Origin of the sequence: Pandoraea horticolens (assembly GCF_902459555.1) — a bacterium.
GTDB classification, from domain to species: Bacteria; Pseudomonadota; Gammaproteobacteria; order Burkholderiales; family Burkholderiaceae; genus Pandoraea; species Pandoraea horticolens.
The window spans coordinates 76598-97227 of the sequence record NZ_CABPSM010000014.1 but is presented as its reverse complement, the minus strand read 5'-3'; the positions used below and the strand labels follow the sequence as shown (position 1 = coordinate 97227).

Below are 20630 nucleotides of genomic sequence, written 5' to 3'. Positions count from 1 at the left end.
GCAGCGAGGCCGACCCTATAGCCAAAAGACATATGCTGCCTCAAATCCGCATAGGTTACCGAATTTTCTCGCTCTACACTGCGTAGCAAAGGGTGTGTAGAAAGCCCGCCGCGAGGCCCCCGTCCTCCCGCCCGGAATATTTTCCGCCTTGCATTCTCTAGCGTTTTTGGTTGTTATTCATCGTCATGCATATTGGAGTCATCGGGGCGGGCATCGTCGGCCTCGCCAGCGCGTATCAGTTGCTTCGCGCAGGCCATGAGGTCACCGTCATCGACGCCGGACGCGGTCCGGGCCTCGGGACGAGTTTCGCCAACGGCGGTCAGTTGAGCTACGGCTATGTGTCGCCGCTCGCCGCCCCCGGCGTACTTTCGCAACTGCCCTCGCTGCTGTTCTCGCGTACAGGACCGCTACGCATCAAACCATCGTTCGATCCGGATTTCTGGCGCTGGTCGATCGAGTTCGTCAAGCACTGCAATGCGCGGGCCAACGCCAGCTCCACGTTGCGTCTGCTCTCGCTCGGCCTGCACAGCCGTGAGGTGATGCAGGAGTTTCTGGCGAAGGAGTCGGTGTCGTTCGACTACCGCCGCAGCGGCAAGCTCGTGGTGTATCGCGATGCGGGCAAACTCGCCGCCGCCGAGCGCTCACTGGAGCTTGCCAACGGCCTCGGTTACACGCAACGTCGTGTCGACGCCGCGACGTGCGCCACCCTGGAACCCGCACTGGGCAAGATCGCCGGCGAGTTGGCGGGCGGGATTCATACGCCGGGCGAAGGCACCGGCGATTGTCAGTCGCTGTGCAAGGAACTGGCGCGACTTGTGGGTGCGCACGCAAGCGGCACGCTGCTGTTCGACCGCGAAGTGACAGGCTTCGACACGCGCGGCGGCGCCGTGCAGGCGATTCGTACCCGCGCGGGCGACGTGGCGGTCGACGCCTGCGTCGTCGCCAACGGGTTGGCCGCCATGCCGTTGTTGCGCACGATCGGCGAGTCGGTGTCGCTGTATCCGCTCAAGGGTTACAGCCTCACGTATCGCGGCGCCCCGGTCGACGCACGGCCGCAGGTGTCGGTGACCGACGCCGACAACAAGGTCGTCTATGCGAGCCTCGGCGAGCACCTGCGCGTGGCAGGCATCGCCGACCTGGTGGGGTATGACGATCGCATCGCGACGCATCGCATCGACGCATTGCGCTCCCTCTCCGCAGGGTTGTTCCCTGCGCTGGGCAGCGCGCACGCGCCGCTGGAATGGACTGGCATGCGACCAGCCACGCCGCACGGCCGTCCGGTTCTGGGGCGCGCGGACAAGTTGGGCAATCTGTGGCTGAACGTCGGCCACGGGGGGCTGGGTTTTACCTTGTCGATGGGCGCGGCGCGTGTGATTGCCGACGCCATCGACGGCAAGCGTCCCGCAGTCGATCTGGCAGGGTTTGCCCGGCTGGCCGGGTGACCCCCGGTGGCCGACCATGGCGGGCCGGCCGGATCGAACGCCCTGATGACGAAGCAGGACGAGGCAGGATGCGGGATTTCAGTGCATCACTCCCACGGGGATCGTCGAGTGCAAGTGTTGGGTTGTACCAGTGTGTTTGGCTTTCGATATTCCAACGGCGCGGACCACCGCGCCATCACTTCCGATAGGACAGAGACCATGAAGAAGTTGTTTGCCCCCCTGCTGCTCGCCAGCGCTGCCGCCGCCCTGTTCGCGCACACCGCGAGCGCACAGGAACTGACGGGCACGCTCAAGAAGATCAAAGACACCGGCGTGATCGCTCTCGGGGTGCGCGAGTCGTCGATTCCGTTCTCGTACACGGACAATGCCGGCAAGACGATCGGCTACTCGCAGGAAATCGCGCTCAAGATCGTGGACGCGGTCAAGAAGGACCTGAACCTGCCGAACCTGAAAGTGACGGAAACGCCGATCACCTCGCAGAACCGCATCGCGCTGATGCAGAACGGCACGATCGACCTGGAGTGCGGTTCGACCACGCATACGTTCGAGCGGGAGAAGCAAGTGGGTTTCTCGCACAACATCTTCCTGTACTCGATCAAGATGATCGCCAAGACGGGCTCGGGCATCACCGACCTGAACAGCCTGAAGGGCAAGACCATCGCGACGACCGCCGGTACGACGGCCGACCGTATTCTCTCGGGCAAGAAGGGCGAGATCGGCTTCAACCTGATTCAGACGAAGGAACACTCGGATGGCTTCCTGACCGTCAAGCAAGGCCGTGCCGCGGCCTTCGTGATGGACGAGCCGCTGCTGTACGGCCAGCGCGCCGCGCTGTCGACCGACGAAGCCAAGGGCTATGAAGTGGTCGGCCCGAACCTCCAGTTCGAAAACTATGCGTGCATGCTGCGTCGCGACGACCCGGCGTTCACCAAGGTCGTGAACACGGTCATCGCCGACATGGAAAAGTCCGGCGAAATGGAGAAGCTGTACAACAAGTGGTTCACGCAACCGGTTCCGCCGAAGAACCAGAACATGAACTACCCGATGACGCCTGAAATGCGCGCCATGTTCAAGGATCCGATCACCAAGGCTTACGACTGATCCTGATGGGCCGTGCGTTGTGCGGGGGCCCCGGCCCCCTCACCGCGCGCGATCCGGTTTTCTGCCGCTCCCCCCCCATTGTCATCATCATGAACTCGCACGCCACGCTCGGCATCCTCGGCGGCATGGGCCCCGCTGCCGGCATCGACCTTTGCCGCAAGATCGTCGATCAACATCCGGCCAGCCGCGATCAGGATCACATCCCGTTCATTCTGTACTCGGTTCCGCAGATTCCCGACCGCACCGAAGCCCTGCTGCGCGACGGCGACTCCCCACTCGACGGCATGCTCGACGGTGTGCACGCGCTCGAACAATCCGGCGTCGGCTGCATCGCCATCGCCTGCAACACGGCCCACGCCTGGCTCGACGCACTGCGGCACCGCACCCGGCTGCCGGTGCTCGATGTGGTCGAAGCCGTCGCCGGCGAGTTGTCCACATGCGTCGCGCCCGGCGCCCCCATCGGCCTGATGGCCACCGAAGGCACGCACCACGCCAACGTCTACCGGCCGCGACTCGAGGCCCTGGGCTACCGATTTGTTCAGGCGGCCGAACCGCTCGCGCATCAGGCGCTCGTGAACGAAGGCATCCGGCTCACGAAGGCCGGCGACGTGCGTCGCGGCGGTGAAGCGCTCGCCATGGCAATAGAGCAACTGCTGGCCGCCGGCGCGCAACGCGTCATTCTCGGCTGCACCGAAATCCCGGTCGCTCTCGCCACGTGCGAAACCCCGCTGGGACGCTTCGGTCTGGACGCCTCGGCAGCACTGGCTCGCACCTGCATCGCGTGGTCGCTCGCCCACGAGCGCCCGGCCCACGCCTGAACCGGCCGCATCGGCCGTCGACACCCTCTTCCCGAACGACACGCCACCGCCAGGCACCGACAGGGGTAGCCGCAACGGTGGCGATGTTGCATCGCAGTAACAAAAATTCACGATTGCTGCTCCCCAAAGTGCTTCGCGCTTGAGTAGACTGACGCTCGCAGGAGAATCGCACCGGGTGCCGGTGTGCAGAAGGTCCGGATGGTGAGCGTTTTGGGGCGACTATCGACCAAACGCCAACAGCCGCGCAGGAAATAATCCCGATTGTCTTGTCAGAAAAAAACCCACAGGGAAAAACCTGTGGAAAGCGGCATAAAACGGGGATTGCGGCGGCCAAAATCGCTGGCGTCTTTAGCTATAATGGCCCACAATCCATCGGACACCTGCCGGACCACGGTTCGGCCAAGAGCGTTTGCCTGAACGGGGAAGCACATGAGCGGCAGCGCGCTCGACGTGATGCATGCACAGACAACAACAATGAGTTCAGATCGACTCCTAGCCGGTGTGCCTTTCGTCGAACCTTCGACCATGGCGCCGGTCATCGCCGAGGGTAGCCCCCCGGCACCGGCACCCGCATTATCCCGGGCGCTGGTCGAGCTGACCGGCGGACTCTCGGCGCACGTTGCTGCCGACGGCCGCTTCCTTTTCATTGCCGAAGCCTCCCTGCGCCTGCTCGAGTACTCACGTGAGTACCTCGATCACGCCACGCTCTTCGAGCTGACCGGCATCGAAGACGTGCCGATGTTGCAGGATGCCTTCGCCGCCGCCCAGACGCTCGGTCCCCAACAGTGCACGGTGCGCCTGTTGCGCGGTCTGACCGACCGTATCTGGATGCGCCTGCGCATCGCCCAATACACGCCGCGTATCGCTGGTGCGAGCGCGTCGTTTATCGTACATGGCGAAGACATCACCGCCTTCAAGGAAAACGAAGCGCGCCTGTCCGATCTGGCCGTGCGCGATCCCGTGACCGGCCTGGGCAATCGCCAGTACATTCAGCAATGCATCGCCGAAGCCATTCAACACGCCCGTGAAGGCGGCCCGAACTTCGCCGTCGCCCTGCTCGATCTGGACGGCTTCAAGAAGGTTAACGATTCGCTTGGCCACGATGTGGGCGATCAGCTCCTGCGCGACGCGGGCCAACGCCTGATCGCACAGATTCGCGAGACGGACATGGCCGCACGCATGGGCGGCGACGAGTTCGTGCTGATACTGCCCGGCTGCGACAACGAACAGGCACTCGGCGGGATCATGAAGCGCCTGCTCTCTGCCGTGCAGCAGCCGTTTCAGGTCGGCGACCAGTTGCTGCACCTCACGACGAGCATCGGCGTGTCGTTTTTCCCGCAACATGGCGATTCGGCCGGCTTGCTCATCAAGCATGCCGACGCCGCCATGTACTGCGCCAAGGATCGCGGCCGCAACGGTCTGTTCGTCTACACGGACGATCTGGGCAATCTGCACCGTAAGGCGTTCTCGTTGGAATCGGCCATGTTCGAGGCGATTCACAACGGCGAATTCAGCTTGCACTACCAACCGATCTGCGACCCGACTTCACTGAACGTGAAGGGTGTCGAAGCGCTCATGCGCTGGCATCCGGCGCTCGGTCCGGTCTCGCCGACCGAATTCATTCCGCTGGCCGAAGCCAATGGCCTGATCAACCTGCTGGGCGGCTGGGCATTGCGCGCCGCCTGCATGCAACTCGCGCGCTGGGATCGCACCCGGCTCGACGGGCTGTACATGTCGGTCAACGTCTCGGCGCAGCAATTTCACCATCCGTCGTTCCCCAGCCTCGTGTGGCAAGCGATTGCCGACTCGGGCGTGGAAGGTCACCGGCTGGTGCTCGAAATTACCGAAAGCGTGCTCATGCGCGACCCGGAGCAGGCCAATCTTGTGCTGCGCGAGTTGCAGACACTGGGCGTGCGTTTCGCCGTCGACGACTTCGGCGCGGGCTACTCGAGCCTGGGATACCTCAAACGGTTCCCGCTCTCCGCGCTCAAGATCGACCGCAGCTTCGTGAAAGACATGCCCACGTCACCGAACGACCGTACGATCGTGACGGCCGTCCTGGGGCTGGCGCGCGAGTTGGGTCTGTCGGCTATCGCCGAAGGGGTCGAGACAGAAGAACAACGGCAGATGCTGATCGATCGCGGCTGCCATTCCATCCAGGGCTGGTTGGTGTCGAAAGCCCTGCCTGCGGGAGAACTCGAGGCGGCCTTTGCGAGCGGGCGTCTCAATGTGGATGCCGGCCACTGACCGGACATCCCCGCTACCATGACATGAGCCTTACCAAAGAAAAAACGCTCGAATTACTGTGGCAGCGCATGGCCGAGCGCGGCGACTTTCCGTCGCTGCAACGCTCGGTCACGGGTATCGTGTCCGCTATGCAAAGCGAGAACACAAGCACGGCCGACCTGGCGTCGTCGGTGCTCTCCGACTTCGCCCTCACCCAGAAAGTGATCCGCCTGGCCAACTCCGCCATGTATGCGCCGTTCGGCTGCAACGTGACGACGGTCTCGCGCGCGATCATGATCCTGGGCGTCGATACGATCGGGCACCTCGCGCTGAGCTTGAAGCTGCTCGAGGGTTTCGGTGAAGTGGCCGCCCGTCGCGACGACATGGCCCGCGAGTTGGCCCGCGCCACGTTGGCCGGCGCCTTCGCGCGCGACATCACGGCGAAGAACGGTATCCGCGATGGGGAAGAAGCGGTCGTCTGCACGTTGCTGCACCACGTAGCGCGACTGCTGGTGACCTACTGCTTCCCGGACGAGTGGATGGAAATTCAGGCCATCGCCGCCGCGCAAGGCATCAGCGACAGCGACGCCTGCGAACAGGTACTAGGCATCTCGTTCCCCGAACTTTCGGAAGCCGCAGCCCGCAAGTGGGGTCTGCCGGAATCGATTGCGACGAGCATGCGTCCGATCGATCTGGAGGGCAACGCTCCGCTCTCGCACGCCGACTGGCTGTGCGCCGTGGCGAACATGTCCAACGAGATGGTGACGGAACTCACGCGCGGGGCAGACCCGGTGCGTCTGGCGGAACTGGCGGAGCGCTATGCCGAACGCCTCGCGCTGGACATCAGCGAGGTGGTTTCCGTAGGCGAAGAGATGGTGCGCGACACGAGCCATCAGGAATTCATCGCGATCGGCACCGGCGCGTCGAAGACGCGTCAACCGCCGGCGGGCAAGCCGCTGGACTCGGCGCGGCGTCTGGCTGACGGTCTATCGGAAGTGCGGGCCGCCACCGGCGAGACCGATGCCGTGGGCCTGCTCAATCTGACGCTCGAGGCCATCCTCCAATCGCTGGGCTTCGTCAACTGCGCAGCCTTCGTGCGTGCACCGGCGAGCAAGGTCTTCGAGATGCGTTTCGGCATTGGACGCGACGTGCAGCCGCTACTCGGCCTGACGTTCCCCGAAGCCTTCGAGCCGGACGTTTTCCATCTGGCACTGACCAACGGCCGGGCGATTCTGATCGATAATGCCCGCGAGCCGCGCATCGTGCCGCGGATTCCGATGTGGCACCGTCACCATTTCTCGAGCGTGAAGTCGTTCTTCCTGCTACCGGTTCGCCAGCGCAACCAGACCGTGGCACTGCTCTACGGTGACTGGGGCGGCGCGCTGTGCGCGGGCGGCATCGGCGCAAAGGAAATGGAGTTTCTTCACCACATGGGCGAAGAGATCTCCTGCAAGCTCGAAAGCGTGGCGCAGCAAAACGCCAGCACTGGTAATACCATCGATTCGCTCGCCCGTCGGCCATCCGGCACCACCGGCACACGCTGAGCATCATCACACGTCGCCAAGCCGCCGGTGTCCGGCAGCCTGGTGTCGAGTGAAGCCTCGTTCATCGGGCCCTGGCGCCCCTCCCTCTTCGCTGACACTCCCCCGTTTTCCATTCCCCGTGCCGACGGCGTGTTCCCGGCCATTTCCGTTTGGCCCGCGTCGTTCTCGTTGCCAATCTTCCGTCGTGGCGAGCCCGTTTATTCGCTGCCGGGCAGCGCTCGTGTGTCTCTGCAATTCATACGCCAAACACAATCTTTAGTATTTCGGATTCGATATAAACCTCTGTGGCTCGCCCGCACTCACCGCCGCGCACAGGACGATGCGAACGTGGCCAATCTCGGCCCGCAATGTCTCTCGACCGGTTTTCCGACGGCGCCCACCCCATATGGCATAAGGCTTTCCGGGTGTTCCACCACGGCGGTGCGGTCGGGCTTAACATGTCGCCATGCCGCAGTTCTCGGCCGTTACGGCGTGCCGGTCACCGCTCATGGCAGCGACGTCGCCGGTCCGACGGCTTTTTGACTGCACTCGCTGCGCCCCGGTAAAAAATTTACGCTCGGTTCCGCCATGTAAATCAAATCGTATCGTCGGATCAGGAGAAAACATGACGCAATCTGCTGCTTTACCGGTGCATCCGGTCGACGAGCGCCTGCCGCTCCCCAAGTTGTTCACGCTGGGATTGCAACACGTGCTGGTGATGTATGCCGGGGCGGTTGCAGTACCGCTGATCGTCGGGGGCGCACTCAAGATGTCGGTCGATCAGATTGCCTTTCTGATCAACGCCGATCTGTTTGCCTGCGGTATCGCCACCTTGATCCAGACGCTCGGCCTCTGGATCTTCGGCCTGCGTTTGCCGATCATGATGGGGGTAACGTTCACCGCCGTCACGCCGATGATCGCCATCGGCACGAACCCCGATCTCGGACTGCTCGATATCTATGGTGCGACCATCGCGGCCGGTCTGATCGGCATTCTGATCGCCCCATTCATCGGGAAGCTGCTCCGGCTCTTCCCACCGGTGGTCACGGGCACTGTCATCACGGTGATCGGTATCTCGCTCATGGGCGTGGGGATCAACTGGGCGGCAGGTGGCTTCGGCAATCCCGACTACGGCAACCCGCTTTATCTGGGCGTGTCGTTCGCGGTACTGCTGTGCATTCTGTTCGTCACCAAGTACGTGCGCGGCTTCTTCTCCAACATCGCGGTGCTGCTGGGCATTCTGTTCGGCACGATCGTGGCGATTGCGCTGGGCAAAGTGTCGTTTGCAGGCGTGTCGGAAGCGCCGTGGTTCGGCCTCATCATGCCGTTCCATTTCGGCATGCCGCGCTTCGATCCGATTGCCATTGCGACGATGACGCTGGTGATGCTCGTGACGTTCATCGAATCGACCGGCATGTTCCTCGCGGTGGGCGACATCGTCGGCCGTCCGGTGGATCAGAAGACACTGGTGCGCGGCTTGCGCGTCGACGGGCTGGGCACGATGATCGGCGGCATCTTCAATACGTTCCCGTACACGTCGTTCTCGCAGAACGTGGGGCTGGTCGGCGTGACCGGCGTCAAGAGCCGCTGGGTGTGCGCGATGGGCGGTCTGATCCTGATCGTGCTAGGCATGTTTCCGAAGGTGGCCCACGTGGTGGCGTCGGTACCGCAGTTCGTGCTGGGTGGCGCGGGTATCGTGATGTTCGGTATGGTCACCGCCACGGGGGTGAAAATTCTCTCGACGGTGGATCTCTCGAAGAATCGCTACAACCTTTACATCATCGCGATCAGCATTGGCGTAGGGATGATTCCGGTGGCGTCGGACAAGTTCTTCATGAAGCTGCCGCACGCCCTGGCCCCGTTCTTCCACAGCGGCATTCTGCTCGCCTCGATCAGCGCGGTGCTGCTCAACGCCCACTTCAACGGCTTGCGCAGCGAGGAAGAAGCGAGTGCACTGGCGCAGGAAGCCGGTAAGCAGGCAGACGCTGCGCACTGATGCCGCGGCGGCACGTCGGCCGGGGGCAATGACCCGGCTGACGTGCTGTGCGCCCGCGATCACGCCACCGCGAGAATATCCCGGGCGCGACGCTTGATCTCGCGCAACACGTCGGCCATATTGGCGCGAGCGATCTCGGCGTCGTATTGATTCTGCAGATTGAGCCAGCTCTGTGCATCGACACCGAAGAACGCGCCCAGGCGCAGTGCCGTATCGACGGTGATCGCGCGCTTACCGAGTACGATTTCGTTGATGCGACGAGGCGGCACATCGATGACTTTCGCCAGCTTGCGCATGACGACCAACTCCACCGCGCGCCGGCGCGTCGCCCTGCGCCCATCACGTCAATTGAGAGTGACGGGGTCCACGCATGACCGGGGGGCCGAAGACACACCATCCTATCGAAATCCCTTCAGTGAAAGTTCCGACTCGAGATGGCGAGATCGCCTAGCATCGACGAGAGGTCGACCAGGCGATGGGCGACCAGATGGGTCACACGTTCCTCGCGTTGCCAGACACCTTCCACGCCCAATAAGGACGACGCCAGCAACGCCTTGCGTTGCGTCTCGACCAGATCGGGCCAGACGATCACGTTGATGACGCCCGTCTCGTCTTCCAGCGACACGAAGACCGTGCCATTGGCCGTGCCCGGCCGCTGCCGTCCCGTCACGATGCCTACCGTGCGTACCCGGTGCCCGTTCACGCCCTCGGTCTGCAATTCCTTTGCCGTTCGTACCCGCATCCTCGTGAGCTTCTCCCGCAACAACAGCAGCGGGTGACGGCGCAGCGTCAGTCCCGTACTCGCGTAATCGGCCACGATGTTCTGCCCCTCGGGCATCGGTGGCAATGTCACCTGCTCATCGCGACTGCTCGGCACCGCGTCGCGCAGTGCCGTCGCCCCCAGCAGCGGCGTGGGCGGCTGCCATGCCGCAACCGTCCAGCGCGCCTGACGCCGCCCGCCCAGCAATGCCGACAGCGCATCGGCGGCAGCGAGCGCGTCGAGATCCCGTCGCGACAATGCAGCCCGTGCCGTCAGATCGTCGATGTCGGTGAACGGCTGCTGCCGGCGCGCGCGCTCGATTGCCCGCGCGCCTTCGTCAGACAAGCCCCTGACCAACGACAGCCCCAGTCGCACCGCCGGCCTGCGGGCATCGCCGTACCGTCCGATGCGCGCTTCGGGACGCGACTCCACATCACTCACGCAAACGTCGATTGCGCGCACCTCGACGCGATGCCGTCGCGCGTCCTGCACCAATTGCGACGCCGAATAGAACCCCATCGGCAAACTGTTGAGCAACCCGCACAGGAACATCTCCGGCGCATGGCATTTGAGCCATGCACTCGCGTAGGCGAGCAACGCGAAGCTCGCCGCATGACTCTCGGGAAAGCCGTACTCGCCAAAGCCCTCGATCTGCCGGCAGATAGCCTCGGCAAACTCGCGCGGATAACCGTTCTTCAGCATCCCGCTGATGATGCGCGTCTGGAATTTCTCCAGCCCGCCCTTGCGCTTCCAAGCGGCCATCGACCGGCGCAACTGATCGGCATCGCCCGGCGTGAAATCGGCGGCGATCATCGCGATCTGCATCACCTGCTCCTGAAAGATCGGCACACCCAGCGTGCGCTCAAGCGCCTCCTTGATTTCCTCACGCGGATAAATCACATCCTCTTTGCCCTGCTTGCGGCGCAGATACGGATGCACCATGCCGCCCTGAATCGGCCCCGGCCGTACAATCGCCACCTCGATCACCAGATCGTAGAACTTGTCCGGCTTCAGGCGCGGCAACATGCTCATCTGCGCACGCGACTCGATCTGGAACACACCAACCGTGTCGGCGCGACGAATCATTCCGTACGTCGCCGGATCGTCTCGCGGAACGTCGGCCAGCTCCATCGGCGCACCGCGCCATTCTCCGAGCAGATCGAGCGTACGGCGCAAAGCGCTCAGCATGCCGAGCGCCAACACGTCGACCTTGAGCAGCTTGAGCGTCTCGATATCGTCCTTGTCCCATTGAATGACGTAACGATCCTCCATCGCCGCCGGGGTGATCGGCACGAGCCGCGAGAGCCTGTCGCGCGAGATCACGAAGCCACCGACGTGCTGCGACAAATGCCGGGGAAAGCCGATCAGCCGCGCCACCAGATCGGCCCATAACCGGGTGGTCGGCGCGTCGGGCGACAACCCCTGCGCCGCCATGCGCGCGAGCAGATTCTCACGGCCATCCCACCACTGCTGGCTCTGCGCAACCTGCTCGACGATCGACAGATCGATGCCCAGCGCTCTGCCCGTGTCGCGCACCGCACTGCGCATGCGGTACGAGATCACCGTCGCGGCAAGCGCCGCCCGGTCCGTGCCGTACTTCTTGTAGATGTACTGAATCACCTCTTCACGCCGCTGATGCTCGAAGTCGACGTCGATATCGGGCGGCTCGTTGCGCTCCTTCGACAGAAAACGTCCGAACAGCAACTGCACTTCGTCGGGGTTGACCGCCGTAATCCCCAGGCAATAGCACACTGCCGAATTCGCCGCCGACCCGCGCCCCTGGCACAAAATGTTCTGGCTGCGCGCGTAACGCACGATGTCGTAGACCGTCAGGAAATACGGCTCGTACTCGAGATCGCCGATGAGCGTGAGTTCGTCCTCGATGAGATTGCGCACCTTCAGCGGCAACCCATTCGGATAGCGCCGCTTCACCCCCGCCTCGACTTCCTGACGCAGATACGTCACCGGTGTATGACCGGCAGGCACCAACTCCTCCGGATACTCGTAATGCAGACTGCGCAGATCGAAATGGCACCGCGAGGCGATGGCCACCGTTTCGGCCAGCGTATCGGGGGGATACAACCACGCGAGCCGCAGCCGCGTGCGCAGATGCTGCTCGGCATTGGCCGCAAGCGAAAGCCCACAAGCCTGCACCGGTCTGCCCAGACCGATGGCGGTCAGCGTGTCCTGCAACGGCTTGCGCGAGCGCACATGCATGAGGACATGGCCGGTGGCGACAAGCGGCACACTACACTCGGCGGAGATCGTGCGCAGACGCGCCAGATGCGCGTCTTCGTCGGCACGGTGACGGCGCTCCAGCGCCAGCCATACCCGCCATTCGCCAAACGTTTGCGCTGCCCAGCGGGCTTGCGCCAGCGTGCACTCGGGACTCGCATCGGCGTCCGGCACCAGAATCATCAGACACCCCGGCAGCCCCCGCAGGTGCGCTTGCTCGGTCGCCGGCGCACTGAAGTCTCGTGCATGCAGACGATAACTGCGCTTCGGGCCGCGCATGCGACCGAGCGTAATCATCTCGGAGAGATTGCCGTAGCCTTCGCGATGCTGCGCCAGTGCGACCAGATGGATAGTGCCGAGGGCATCCGGCGCGCTCTCCGGCGTCAGACGAAACTCACTGCCCACGATCAACGACACCGAGGGATGCTTCATCACCTCAGCCAGTGCGCGAACCACACCGGCAAGCGAGCACTCGTCGGTAATCGCCAGCGCGGTGTAGCCCAGATGCGCCGCTCGCGCGATCAATTCCTCCGCGTGCGACGCGCCACGTTGAAACGAGAAATTCGACAGACAGTGCAGCTCGGCATACGCGGGCAGGCTGCCGTCGCCGGCCGCGCGCGAGTCCGCCGCATCGGCACTGTCGTCGTTGGCGGCCAGCCCTTCGGTCGGGCCTTGCCATGGCAGGAAATCGTCGACATTCATAAGACAGGGACCCCGTGGACTCAGCCGAACAGACCATGCAAATACCACGCGGCATCCGCCCCTTTCACGGGACGCTCGCGAAACACCCACAGCAATGCCCCCTGGGTATCGGCCGCAATGAAGTAGTCGCGCGTAACGGTGCCCGGCTCCCACCAGCCCGCTTCGATACGCTCCGGGCCGCTCACCAGTTGCAACGGCCCCTGCCGCCACGGACGCTCCTGCTGCACGCTGAGGCTGAGCCGCTGCGGCACATCGAGCAGCCACGCCGGACGCGGCGGCAACGGCTTCTCGCCATCCGGCAGATGACGGCTCGTACCGGACGTCGCGCCATCGGCAGTCGCCGCCGCACGTACCGGCGCCCCGTACGGCACACTGACGAACGCCGCCTCGGGCCGATGATCGCCGCGCACCTGCAAACGCCTCACATGCTCGTCGCCCAGACGGGCCGTCACGCGCTCCATCAGTTGCACAAAATCCTGCCGGGCACGTCCTGGTTCGGGCAATAACGAGCCGCTTTGCGGCACATGCGGAACCGTTTGCGTGATGTCGAGCCGCAAGGTCAGCACCGGGGCGACCAATGGCGAGCGGGCGAGCCGCTCCTTGCACAACGACAACAAATGCGCAGGCGCGGCACTCGCTTCGGCGAGACGGATATCGAAACGCGTCGGCGCCAGCGTTTGCCGCCCGAGCGGCTCATGCTCGAGCACCAACGTGAGTGCGCGCGTGGCCAGTTGTCCGGCACAAAGCCACCCCGTGAGTTGCGCCAGCAAACGGCGCAGGCCAAAGAGCAGCACGTCGATGTCATGGGTAAGCGATGGCAGCGGCAGCACCGCCTCGAAGCGGGGCGGCGCGCGATACCAGTTCGGCGACTCCGGCGTTTCACCATAGGCCCGGCAAAGCGCGGCAGGCAGATCGGCGCCACAGCGGCGGCGCACGCCCGCCGTGGGCAACGCGCGCAATTCGCCCAACGTCGCACAACCAATTTGCGCGAGCCAGTCGAGCCACGGCTGCGCCTCGGCCAATAACGTCACCGAAAGCAAATCGAGTTGTTGCGGGAGATCCGTCGAGGCAGGGGGCGACGTTTGCCTCAGCGGCATTGGCATGGCCGGCTCGCCGGACAGCGCGAGAAGCGCTGCCGCGCTGGCCGTCGCGGCAATACCCAGCGACGCACGATGACCCAGCGCCTCGGCACTCTCGAGCACCTGCGCCGCCAGCGATGCCAAACCGCCGAACAAACGCAGACTTGGCGCCACGTCGATCAGCACGCATTGCAGCGAAGCGATGGCGACATCCGGACCGAAACGCAGCAATGCCAGCGCCAACGCTTCAAGCGCCACGGTCTCGGCCGCCTCGTCGCGATCGTGAAACCGCGCTTGCGGCAACAGCGCCAACACGCCCCCACGGCGCATGCCGGGTTGTACCCCCGCAGCCTGCGCCGCTTCACTCGCCTGCCAGACACGCGACTGTGCGAGCACGACCGTCGTGTCGGTCAGCGCGTCAGCCCGTGTGAGCGAAGAGGCGATCTCAAGCGCCAGACAGGGCAGATGCAGGGCGATCCAGCAAGCCATGCGAGACTCCGGAAGCAGAAACCAAAGACACCGTAGACGGTGCAAACGAAGGGGCCGGATCGGGCCTGACCGGCATCAGCCTGTCGTCGTCGGCAACCCCCGTGACCGGTTGCGGGGCACGGGTATAAGGCGCAGGCAACGTCAACCATAGCGGTTCGGTACGAGGCGGCCCGCGGCGCTTGTGAAATTGCACGCTGAGACGGCTCCCCTCTGCGACGGTAAGCCCCAGCCTCAGCGGTGCCGCCGAGGCCGTCGCGACGGCGGCCGGTCCGCGCATCACCCAGGCCAGCGTCTCGCCACCACCGGCTGCGACCTGAAGCCGCCGGATCTGCTCGGGCGTCGCCGCCGGAAGCCAGGTCAGCACCGCACCGCAGCACGCGCTTTTGAGCGCCTGCTCGGCGCACCAGAGCATGTCCCGATCCTCGGTCTTCATGCCTCGCCCGCCACGCCCCCCTGTCATCGGACCCGTCTGACGCGCCGGACGCATCACGACACTGAGCCAGCGCAGGTCGATCCCCCACCCTGCCAGCGCCGGGGCGTACGGCAGCATCGGCGGCGCAATCACCATCACCGGCTGCCCCGTCTGCGTGAGATCGCGCAACGCCGGTGCCAGCAGCCGCCATTCACCGATACCCGGACGCTCGCTCAACAATTCCGTCACCGTGCCATGCGGCCAGCCGGCGCCGGGCAACTCGGCGTCGAGCGCGGCAAAGCCAGTGGTGTGACCAGCACGGTGGCAACGCGCCAGTTCACTGGCACGCCACAACCCAGCAGGCAAGGAGGAAAGCGGCAGGGTCATCGTGCACCCGAATACTGTATGAATATACAGTATAACAGTTCATACGCTGTTTACGGATTATCCGCGCCTCGCCTGCTGTCAGGATCCTGCTTGCGGTGGAACGCCGCCCCGGCTAACGTTGACACCATTGGACGAATCCCCTCCCTCATGCCTCTGCCAACCACAGCCACTGCGCCTTTCTGTCCCTCCGAGGTCAAAGGCAGTATCGTCATCGACGCGCGCGAATCGCGCTGGGTCAAACTCAAACGCTTCACCGGCCCCGGGCTACTCGTCGCGATCGGTTACATGGACCCCGGCAACTGGGCGACGGACATCCAGGCCGGGTCGCAATTCGGCTACTCGTTACTCTGGGTGGTCGCGCTCTCGAGCCTCTCGGCCATCTTTTTGCAGATGCTTGCCGCCCGGCTAGGGCTGGTTGCCGGACGCGACCTCGCGCAAGCCAGCTATGACCGCTACGGTCACGCGGGACGCCTCGTGCAGTGGATCACCGCCGAGATCTCGATCATCGCCTGCGATATCGCCGAAGTCCTCGGCTGTGCGCTCGCATTCAAGTTGCTGCTGGGCGTGCCTATTGCCTGGGGCATTGTGCTCACCGCGCTCGACACGATGATCGTGCTCGGCCTGCAAGGCAAAGGCTTTCGTCAGATCGAGGCCATCGTCTTCGGGTTGATCGGCACGATGGCGTTCTGCTTCGTCGCGCAGGTGGCGATGGTGCCGCCCGACTGGCATGCCGTGGCGGCAGGCCTCGTGCCCGGCGCTCCCAGCCACGACCGGCGCGACGCCATCGTGCTCGCGCTCGGCATCGTCGGCGCCACGATCATGCCGCACAACCTGTACCTGCACTCCAGCGTCGTACAGACTCGGCGTGTGGTCGGCGGCAAACGCGGCGATGTGCGCGACACCCTCGCGATGGTCCGTATCGACACCTGGGTCTCGCTCGTGATCGCGATGGGCGTGAATGCGGCCATTCTGATTCTTGCCGGTTCGGCATTTCATGCCAGCGGTCAGACCAACGTCACCGATATCGAGCAGGCGTATCGGCTCATTACGCCGATTGCGGGCAGTGCGGCGGCGTTCCTGTTCGGCATCGCCCTGCTCGCGTCGGGGCAAAGCTCGACGCTCACCGGGACCATCGCCGGGCAGGTCATCATGGACGGGTTTCTGAAAATGAAGATCCCCTGCTACCAGCGTCGCCTGATAACCCGCGGGCTTGCGCTCGTACCCGCGCTGATCGGCGTGCTATGGCTTGGCGACGGCGCCGTCGGCAAGTTGCTCGTGTGGAGTCAGGTGCTGCTCAGCCTGCAACTGCCGTTCGCCATGTGGCCGCTCATCCGCTCGGTCAGCGACCCGCGCGTGATGAACGGCAACACCATCGGACGCCCCACGCAAGTGTTCGCATGGGGCCTCTTCGCAGTCATTACCGCCACCAACCTGTTGTTGATCTTCGGACTGGATTGAGGCGAGCGGTCTGAACCGGGCGGACGGCGACACGACATGCGCGACGCCTGGCCGCCGCCGTCACGGTGCGTTCTACAAACCGAGATCGCTCAACCCCGGATGATCGTCGGGGCGGCGCCCCTGCGGCCAGAGAAACAGGCGCTCGCGCTCGGTGATGCGCGAGTCGTTGATGCTGGCGTGGCGCTCGGCCATAAGCCCTTGTGCGTCGAACGCCCAGTTCTCGTTGCCATACGAACGAAACCAATTGCCCGAGTCGTCGCGCCATTCGTAAGCGAATCGCACCGCAATACGGTTCTCGGTGAACGCCCACAATTCCTTGATGAGCCGATAGTCGAGTTCGCGTTGCCATTTGCGCGTCAGAAATTCGACGATCTGGTCGCGACCGCGCGGAAACTCAGCACGATTGCGCCAGCGACTGTCGACGGTATAGGCCAACGCAACCCGTGCAGGATCGCGCGAATTCCAACCGTCTTCGGCCATTCGAACTTTCTGAATTGCCGTCTCACGCGTGAATGGCGGAAACGGCGGGCGGGCTTCATTGTCGGCCATGACAACTCCTGTCAAAAACATGAGGGGGACGCGGGGCGAGTGTATCGCCAAGCGCCGCGCGCTGCTTATCGCAGAGAGCGTACGCACCGTATTTCCGTGCATCAACACGCCAAAAACGCGTGCTAATATCAGGCCCCCTAACCCGAAATTACAACAGTAAAGCGCCGCAAATCGGTAAGGGATCAGAGGCCCGCGACAGGTCGACGTCACCACGCGCCGCCTGCCGGGTCAAAACACATACAGGGGTATCACCGTGCAGAAAAGCAAGTCCAGCATTGCGCTGCTCAGCGCCGCCATGGTCGCCGTCGGCGTGCTTGGCGGTTGCGCCACCGAAAGCTCGCGCACCGTGCAAGTCGCCAAGGTGGAAAGTGCCAGCCGTCCGTACGTGGGTGTACGCACGCCTATCGCTGTCGGCAAGTTCGATAATCGTTCCGCTTACATGCGGGGCGTTTTTTCCGATAACGTCGATCGACTCGGCAGCCAGGCCAAAACGATCCTGATCACCCATCTGCAACAAACCAATCGCTTCAACGTGCTCGACCGCGACAACATGGCCGAGATCCGTCAGGAAGCCGATATCAAGAAGACTCAGCAGACGCTCAAGGGCGCCGACTACGTGATCACCGGCGACGTCGTCGAGTTCGGCCGCAAGGAAGTGGGCGACAAGCAACTCTTCGGCATCCTCGGCCGTGGCCGCGAGCAGATCGCTTACGCCAAGGTCAACCTGAACGTGGTCGATATCGCCACGTCGGAAGTCGTCTACTCGAGCGGTGGTGCGGGCGAGTTCGCCCTGTCGAATCGCGAAGTGATCGGCTTCGGCGGTACCGCTGGCTACGACTCGACGCTCAACGGCAAGGTCCTCGACCTCGCGATGCGCGAAGCCGTCAACAATCTGGTCGCCGGTATCGAAAGCGGTGCCTGGAAGCCGGGCAAGTAAGCCAGCCAACTCACTTTTGCAGCATGCTGCAGGTGCGTCGCGCGTAACGCGCTCGGCCTCGCACATCAGTGCAGGCCCGCGCTCGCCCGCCGTGGCATGCGTATCAGGATCTCTATCGCCATGAACCGCAAGTTCTCATCCGGCCGCGCCGCCGTGGCAGCCATCATCGGTGGTGCACTGCTCACGGGCTGCGCCACCCCGCCCAAGCCTCTGTACGACTGGGAAAGCTACCAGCCGCAAGTCTACGAATACTTCAAGGGCGAATCGAAAGAAGCCCAGATCATCGTGCTCGAGCGCGACCTCGAGAAAATCAAGGCCGCCAATAACGCCGCCCCCCCTGGCTTTCACGCTCACCTCGGTCTGCTCTACGCCTCTGTGGGCAAGTCCGACAAGATGGTCGAGGAATTCCAGACCGAGAAGCAGTTGTTCCCCGAATCGGCCGGTTACATCGACTTTCTCCTCAAGAACAAGACCCCGGAGGCCAAGCAATGATCGCGCGACTCTGCAAATGGATGACGGTAGCGGCGCTGGCCGCCGTGATGACGGGTTGCGCGGTGCATCAAGCCAAACCGTACGACTACACCGCGTTCAAGGAAAGCAAACCGAAGTCGATTCTGGTGCTACCGCCGCTGAATGAATCGCCTGACGTCGATGCGACCTACAGCGTGCTGTCGCAGGTTACGGTACCGCTGGGCGAGGCTGGCTACTACGTGATGCCGGTGGCATTGGTCGATGAGTCGTTCCGTCAGAACGGCCTGACCGTCGCCGGTGACATCCATCAGGTAAGCCCGGCCAAGCTGCGCGAAATCTTCGGCGCCGACGCCGCGCTCTACCTCAAAATCACGCAGTACGGCACGAAGTACATGGTGCTCGACAGCGCTACGGTGGTGACCGTCTCGGCCGAACTCATCGATCTTCGCAACGGCGCCAAGTTGTGGAGCGGCGCGGCCAGCGCGTCGAACAACGAAGGCAACAACAGTAGCGGTGGCGGCCTGATCGGCATGCTGATCACGGCGGCGGTCAAGCAGATCGTCAACAGCGTGTCGAACGCCGGCTACACAGTCGCCGGCACGGCCAATGCGCGCTTGCTGTCAGCAGGTCGTGCCAACGGCCTGCTCTACGGCCCGCGCTCGCCGAAGTACGGCACCGACTAAGGTCGGTTCCCACACCCCAGACACGCGGTCGTCGCTTGACCGTGTGTCCGGGGCGCACCGACTGTGCAGACCGTGGCACGTCGCCTATAGTGGTAACGCATCACGAGGCAAGACCCTGACCGATAGCTACACCGTGCCCCGAGCACGGGACGATAACGTCTGACGACGCATGCGCGCGCGTCGGGCGTCAATCAAGCGACGTCCAGGGGTCATCATGGTTCCCCGCTTTGCTTCCCCCATCACCGCCTTCCTCGCCAGCGGCCTGCTCGCGCTGTCGACATTCGTATACGCCGACCCGATGCGTCTGTCCGACCTCAAGGACGCCAACGGCCGGCAACTCAGCGTTGACGACTTGCGTTCGCTGATGCCCGGTGCACATATCACCAACGTCATCAACAATGGCAGTACGCGTAAGTGGATTAACAAGACCAATGGCACGCTCAATGCCACGAGCGACAACAAGGGCAATCTCGGATCGGGGGGGCGCCTGGTCCAGGTCGCCCACGCCACTGGCACCTGGTCAGTCAACGACAACGGATCATATTGCGTGAACCTGGAATGGCGAGCGCTCACCGAGAACTGGTGCCGCTTCATGTTCAAGGTCGGTGACAAGTATTACGGCGTGACCTCGCTCGCCAACGGGGCTGCGATCACCACCGAGTTCACCATCGAGAAGTAAACAGCGGTCTCCGCCGATGAAAAACGCCCTGGTATGGCTTTCAGACCGGGGCGCGACTGCTGACCGCGTTTTTCGTCGTCATCGCCAAGGGAGATGCTTGGAATTGCGTTCGCCCGATGTGCCGCGTAAACGACAAAGCCCGCCAACGTGGCGGGCTTACGCGAGCCAATCCTGAGAACATCAGGGATTGGCATCCGAACTTACGGTTGGGTGCCGTCGCACATCATCACATCGATGACGGGGATCGCCCAGTGTGACGATCGACTTGCCTGATTGCGCCAGCGACGACCGTTCGTCCGGAACGACTTGCTACAGACAGCTTAGTAACCGGCGGTTTCCAGCGTGCGGATACGTTGTTCCAACTCAATGATGTCCTTCGACTCCGCCAGGAACGCTTCACGACGACGGCGTTCAGCAGTTTCGAACCAAGTATTCACAACTTCAAACAGGGCGGCAAACATGGCGTTTCTCCAATTTATTTAGTGTGCTGCATCGCAGCAGTGTTTCGCATTATATAGGGTTTTCCCGTTAAGGGTTAGACCCTATATTGGAAAACCACAAAAAATCTGCTATAGGATTGGTAAAAATGCAATCACCCCCGAGTAAACACTATGAAAATCAACAATTTAAACAACTGTCAGCGCGACACAACACCTCACTGCGGCGCACTGTCGCAGGGGACG

General features: G+C 63.3%; 17 protein-coding genes. 11 read left to right on the top strand and 6 right to left on the bottom strand.

The features are described 5' to 3' along the window. Window positions 1-185: 185 nt before the first annotated feature. The 6 genes from PHO31112_RS20490 (at window position 186) to PHO31112_RS20465 (ending at window position 9106) form a co-directional block, all read left to right on the top strand. A complete protein-coding gene (locus PHO31112_RS20490) occupies window positions 186-1442 on the top strand; it encodes a D-amino acid dehydrogenase (protein WP_150622532.1) in 1257 nt (418 codons plus the stop codon). 198 nt (window positions 1443-1640) lie between these two features. Then, window positions 1641-2543 (top strand): transporter substrate-binding domain-containing protein, encoded by a 903-nt coding sequence (locus PHO31112_RS20485; RefSeq protein ID WP_150622530.1) that lies wholly within the window; start codon window positions 1641-1643, stop codon window positions 2541-2543. Window positions 2544-2632: 89 nt separating this feature from the next. Continuing rightward, on the top strand, window positions 2633-3361 hold the full coding sequence (gene cuyB / locus PHO31112_RS20480) for a cysteate racemase (RefSeq protein ID WP_174995811.1): 729 nt from the start codon (window positions 2633-2635) through the stop codon (window positions 3359-3361). Between the two features lie 474 nt (window positions 3362-3835). After that, on the top strand, window positions 3836-5608 hold the full coding sequence (locus PHO31112_RS20475) for a putative bifunctional diguanylate cyclase/phosphodiesterase (RefSeq protein ID WP_174995810.1): 1773 nt from the start codon (window positions 3836-3838) through the stop codon (window positions 5606-5608). Between the two features lie 23 nt (window positions 5609-5631). Continuing rightward, window positions 5632-7131, top strand: a complete 1500-nt coding sequence (locus PHO31112_RS20470) for an HDOD domain-containing protein (protein WP_150622524.1) — start codon at window positions 5632-5634, stop codon at window positions 7129-7131. A gap of 604 nt (window positions 7132-7735) precedes the next feature. Then, complete coding sequence (locus tag PHO31112_RS20465; protein ID WP_150622522.1) at window positions 7736-9106, top strand: nucleobase:cation symporter-2 family protein; 1371 nt, start codon at window positions 7736-7738, stop codon at window positions 9104-9106. Between the two features lie 59 nt (window positions 9107-9165). Here the strand turns inward: PHO31112_RS20465 and PHO31112_RS20460 are convergent, their stop codons facing one another. The 4 genes from PHO31112_RS20460 to imuA all read right to left on the bottom strand — a co-directional run bounded on the left by PHO31112_RS20460 (window position 9166) and on the right by imuA (window position 15170). Further along, complete coding sequence (locus PHO31112_RS20460; protein ID WP_150622520.1) at window positions 9166-9402, bottom strand: HigA family addiction module antitoxin; 237 nt, start codon at window positions 9400-9402, stop codon at window positions 9166-9168. Window positions 9403-9518: 116 nt separating this feature from the next. Then, a complete protein-coding gene (locus PHO31112_RS20455) occupies window positions 9519-12803 on the bottom strand; it encodes an error-prone DNA polymerase (RefSeq protein ID WP_150622518.1) in 3285 nt (1094 codons plus the stop codon). Window positions 12804-12823: 20 nt separating this feature from the next. Next, window positions 12824-14371 carry a Y-family DNA polymerase gene (locus PHO31112_RS20450; RefSeq protein ID WP_150622516.1) on the bottom strand — a complete coding sequence of 516 codons (1548 nt, stop codon included), beginning with the start codon at window positions 14369-14371 and terminating at the stop codon, window positions 12824-12826. After that, entirely contained in the window at window positions 14328-15170 is an 843-nt protein-coding gene (imuA, locus tag PHO31112_RS20445) for a translesion DNA synthesis-associated protein ImuA (RefSeq protein ID WP_150622514.1), read from the bottom strand. The genes PHO31112_RS20450 and imuA overlap by 44 nt, the downstream gene beginning before the upstream one ends. Window positions 15171-15317: 147 nt before the next feature. Between imuA and PHO31112_RS20440 the strand changes: the two genes are divergently transcribed. Continuing rightward, entirely contained in the window at window positions 15318-16628 is a 1311-nt protein-coding gene (locus PHO31112_RS20440; RefSeq protein ID WP_150622512.1) for an Nramp family divalent metal transporter, read from the top strand. A gap of 72 nt (window positions 16629-16700) precedes the next feature. Here the strand turns inward: PHO31112_RS20440 and PHO31112_RS20435 are convergent, their stop codons facing one another. Beyond that, window positions 16701-17177, bottom strand: a complete 477-nt coding sequence (locus PHO31112_RS20435; protein ID WP_150622510.1) for a nuclear transport factor 2 family protein — start codon at window positions 17175-17177, stop codon at window positions 16701-16703. A 295-nt stretch (window positions 17178-17472) separates the two neighbouring features. On the opposite strand from PHO31112_RS20435, the gene PHO31112_RS20430 reads away from it, so the two are divergent. From PHO31112_RS20430 to PHO31112_RS20415, 4 genes are all read left to right on the top strand, one after another. Next, complete coding sequence (locus PHO31112_RS20430; protein ID WP_150622622.1) at window positions 17473-18114, top strand: CsgG/HfaB family protein; 642 nt, start codon at window positions 17473-17475, stop codon at window positions 18112-18114. Window positions 18115-18234: 120 nt separating this feature from the next. Further along, window positions 18235-18606 carry a DUF4810 domain-containing protein gene (locus tag PHO31112_RS20425; RefSeq protein WP_010805900.1) on the top strand — a complete coding sequence of 124 codons (372 nt, stop codon included), beginning with the start codon at window positions 18235-18237 and terminating at the stop codon, window positions 18604-18606. Continuing rightward, window positions 18603-19268: a DUF799 domain-containing protein gene (locus PHO31112_RS20420; protein WP_217427055.1), complete on the top strand. Its 666-nt coding sequence runs from the start codon at window positions 18603-18605 to the stop codon at window positions 19266-19268. The genes PHO31112_RS20425 and PHO31112_RS20420 overlap by 4 nt, the downstream gene beginning before the upstream one ends. 214 nt (window positions 19269-19482) lie before the next feature. Continuing rightward, complete coding sequence (locus PHO31112_RS20415) at window positions 19483-19947, top strand: DUF995 domain-containing protein (protein WP_150622508.1); 465 nt, start codon at window positions 19483-19485, stop codon at window positions 19945-19947. 320 nt (window positions 19948-20267) lie between these two features. On the opposite strand, the gene PHO31112_RS20410 is transcribed toward PHO31112_RS20415, so the two are convergent. After that, window positions 20268-20408, bottom strand: coding sequence for a DUF3563 family protein (locus PHO31112_RS20410; RefSeq protein ID WP_150622506.1), 141 nt, complete (start codon window positions 20406-20408; stop codon window positions 20268-20270). Window positions 20409-20630 lie beyond the last annotated feature (222 nt).

Coding starts and splice junctions, on each gene's coding strand:
- PHO31112_RS20490 (WP_150622532.1), top strand. CDS start 186: ATGCATATTGGAGTCATCGGGGCGGGCATCGTCGGCCTCGCCAGCGCG.
- PHO31112_RS20485 (WP_150622530.1), top strand. CDS start 1,641: ATGAAGAAGTTGTTTGCCCCCCTGCTGCTCGCCAGCGCTGCCGCCGCC.
- cuyB (WP_174995811.1), top strand. CDS start 2,633: ATGAACTCGCACGCCACGCTCGGCATCCTCGGCGGCATGGGCCCCGCT.
- PHO31112_RS20475 (WP_174995810.1), top strand. CDS start 3,836: ATGAGTTCAGATCGACTCCTAGCCGGTGTGCCTTTCGTCGAACCTTCG.
- PHO31112_RS20470 (WP_150622524.1), top strand. CDS start 5,632: ATGAGCCTTACCAAAGAAAAAACGCTCGAATTACTGTGGCAGCGCATG.
- PHO31112_RS20465 (WP_150622522.1), top strand. CDS start 7,736: ATGACGCAATCTGCTGCTTTACCGGTGCATCCGGTCGACGAGCGCCTG.
- PHO31112_RS20460 (WP_150622520.1), bottom strand. CDS start 9,402: ATGCGCAAGCTGGCGAAAGTCATCGATGTGCCGCCTCGTCGCATCAAC.
- PHO31112_RS20455 (WP_150622518.1), bottom strand. CDS start 12,803: ATGAATGTCGACGATTTCCTGCCATGGCAAGGCCCGACCGAAGGGCTG.
- PHO31112_RS20450 (WP_150622516.1), bottom strand. CDS start 14,371: ATGGCTTGCTGGATCGCCCTGCATCTGCCCTGTCTGGCGCTTGAGATC.
- imuA (WP_150622514.1), bottom strand. CDS start 15,170: ATGACCCTGCCGCTTTCCTCCTTGCCTGCTGGGTTGTGGCGTGCCAGT.
- PHO31112_RS20440 (WP_150622512.1), top strand. CDS start 15,318: ATGCCTCTGCCAACCACAGCCACTGCGCCTTTCTGTCCCTCCGAGGTC.
- PHO31112_RS20435 (WP_150622510.1), bottom strand. CDS start 17,177: ATGGCCGACAATGAAGCCCGCCCGCCGTTTCCGCCATTCACGCGTGAG.
- PHO31112_RS20430 (WP_150622622.1), top strand. CDS start 17,473: ATGGTCGCCGTCGGCGTGCTTGGCGGTTGCGCCACCGAAAGCTCGCGC.
- PHO31112_RS20425 (WP_010805900.1), top strand. CDS start 18,235: ATGAACCGCAAGTTCTCATCCGGCCGCGCCGCCGTGGCAGCCATCATC.
- PHO31112_RS20420 (WP_217427055.1), top strand. CDS start 18,603: ATGATCGCGCGACTCTGCAAATGGATGACGGTAGCGGCGCTGGCCGCC.
- PHO31112_RS20415 (WP_150622508.1), top strand. CDS start 19,483: ATGGTTCCCCGCTTTGCTTCCCCCATCACCGCCTTCCTCGCCAGCGGC.
- PHO31112_RS20410 (WP_150622506.1), bottom strand. CDS start 20,408: ATGTTTGCCGCCCTGTTTGAAGTTGTGAATACTTGGTTCGAAACTGCT.